Source organism: uncultured Porphyromonas sp. (genome assembly GCF_934359325.1).
GTDB lineage: Bacteria > Bacteroidota > Bacteroidia > Bacteroidales > Porphyromonadaceae > Porphyromonas_A.
The window spans coordinates 1-2210 of the sequence record NZ_CAKRLH010000245.1 but is presented as its reverse complement, the minus strand read 5'-3'; the positions used below and the strand labels follow the sequence as shown (position 1 = coordinate 2210).

Genomic DNA, 2210 nt, shown 5'->3' with positions numbered 1-2210 from the left:
AGTCCTTGAGCCGCTTCGGATTGGGCTGATACATGTCGGTGACGATGGAGTAGACATGCCAGCAGTCGCCCTTCTCCTTCTTTGGCTCTGAGTCGAGGATGATGCGGATGGCAAAGAGGTCGTAGATCTGCTCGAAGGCACACTTCTGCACCTGCAGCTTATGGTGGATCGATGAGATCGACTTCGTTCGCCCCTTGATATGAAACTTCAGTCCCGCCTCCCCCAGGCGCTCCTCCAGCGGTCGGATAAAGGCGGCGATATAGGCATCGCGAGCATCCTTGGTCTGCGCCAGCTTCTCCTTTATATAGGAGTACGCCTTACGGTCGGTGTACTTGAGCGCCAGGTCGTCCATCTCACTCTTGACCGCATAGAGACCCATGCGATGGGCGTAGGGGGCAAAGATCGTGTGTACCTCGTCCGCCAGTACCGTCCGCTCCGTCTCCCCGAGGAGATGCCCGGCGAGTCTCAGCCGAACCAGTCGGTCGGCGATCAGGATAAGGATGATCCGCACATCCTCCGCAAAGGAGAGGAGAAATCGTCCGAGATTATCGCTCGTCATCACCTCCGTCGGGTCGTACACCTCGCAGACCCGCAGGAGAAGTCGGTCCAAGTGTGCCGTATCGGAGCCAAAGGTCTCCTCGACCTGCTCCTCCGTCACCACGCCGCAGCTCATAGGGCGCCAGAGGAGGATCGCCAGGAGGGAGGAGGAGTGGAGGCCGATCTCCTCCACCGCGGAGACGGCGGTGAGGAGCTGCGTCTTCAGACTGTCGAGGCTCTTCGCCTCGTACGCCCCCTGATCGGAGGAGCGGCGGAGGATCTCCAGCACCCGGTGGATCAGGTCCGCCGACAGCCCATGATCGAGGCTAAAGAGATACCTCAGGATCTCCCCGATACTGCTCTCGTACGATATGGCTCGGTGACGATACATGGCGACGGCTTACTTCTCTCTGTGCGAGAGACGGTCGGAGAGTCTCTGCTCGTAGTCTGACCGGCGCACCCGCCGCGGACGGACGGAGAGGACGACCAGCAGGATCAGTGCGATGGCGAGGACGGCGAGGGCGATCCAGAAGGTCACCCAGCTCGTCGACCTGAGGAGACCGACGATGGCGGCGATCCCCACCACGACGCATATCAGGATAGGAAGTGTGGTGTTACTCTTACTCATAATCTTTTGTAGGCTCTATCTCTCTATGTGTGTAAATATAGTCATTTTCTCCGGTCGGACGGATGCCCCTGCACCCCCCCCAAAACTAATATCGGTTTTAGAATTCACCGAACTCTATCCAGCTCGATACGATACTCCCCGCCGCCGGGGATGTCCGCTCCCTAACTCTCGGTGCGACCAGGGCTGACGGAGGGTTGTCACGCGACGGCGCAAATCTGCGTATCTTTGTAGGTATGAGACTATCCTATGACATTATCGTGGTCGGTGCCGGTCATGCCGGCTGTGAGGCAGCCCATGCGGCGGCCCTGCTCGGCTCCCGTACCCTCCTCATCACCATGGATCTCGACAAGATCGCCCAGATGTCGTGCAACCCCGCCGTGGGGGGTATCGCCAAGGGGCAGATCGTGCGCGAGCTGGATGCCCTTGGCGGCCTGATGGGGATCATCACCGATAGGTCGTCGATACAATTTCGGATGCTCAATAGGAGCAAGGGACCTGCGATGTGGAGCCCCCGCTCTCAGAGCGATAGGGGCCGCTTCTCCCACCTCTGGCGGACTTATCTCGAGCAGACGCCCAACCTCTCCCTCTGGCAGGATGCTGTCGTGCAGCTGCTCCACGAGGGTGGGGCGGTCACCGGTGTAGTCACCGCCATGGGGCTTACGATAAGGGCGAGGGCGGTGATCCTCACCAATGGGACCTTCCTCAATGGCCTGATGCATATCGGCGGCGTGCAGATCCCCGGCGGGCGCATCGCCGAGCCGGCCTCACTCCGCCTCTCGGAGCAGATCACAGGGCTTGGCTTCAGGACCGATCGGATGAAGACCGGTACGCCGATGCGGCTGGATGGTCGGACGATCCACTTTGACCTCTGCGAGCGTCAGGATGGCGAGGAGGGATGGCACCACTTCTCTTTCCTCCCCGGGGTGTCTCGCTTAGAGACGCCGCAGAGGCCCTGCTTCCTGACGGAAACGACGCCTGCCAGCCACGAGGTGCTGCGGCGTCACCTCGATGAGGCACCGCTCTACAATGGTCAGATACACAGCAT

General features: G+C 60.5%; 3 protein-coding genes. 1 reads left to right on the top strand and 2 read right to left on the bottom strand.

The annotated features are described in order from the left end of the window. Together Q0F21_RS07395 and Q0F21_RS07390 are read right to left on the bottom strand one after the other, a co-directional pair. Positions 1 to 928 (bottom strand): HD domain-containing protein (locus Q0F21_RS07395; RefSeq protein WP_297238734.1); only part of this gene is annotated, 928 nt, incomplete at its 3' end. Between the two features lie 9 nt (positions 929 to 937). Next, positions 938 to 1165 (bottom strand): hypothetical protein, encoded by a 228-nt coding sequence (locus Q0F21_RS07390; RefSeq protein WP_297238732.1) that lies wholly within the window; start codon positions 1163 to 1165, stop codon positions 938 to 940. A gap of 233 nt (positions 1166 to 1398) precedes the next feature. On the opposite strand from Q0F21_RS07390, the gene Q0F21_RS07385 reads away from it, so the two are divergent. Continuing rightward, positions 1399 to 2210 (top strand): FAD-dependent oxidoreductase (locus Q0F21_RS07385; RefSeq protein ID WP_297238730.1); only part of this gene is annotated, 812 nt, incomplete at its 3' end.

Bases quoted from the DNA above. Each gene is read 5' to 3' on its own strand.
- Q0F21_RS07390 (WP_297238732.1), bottom strand. From the start codon at position 1,165: ATGAGTAAGAGTAACACCACACTTCCTATCCTGATATGCGTCGTGGTG.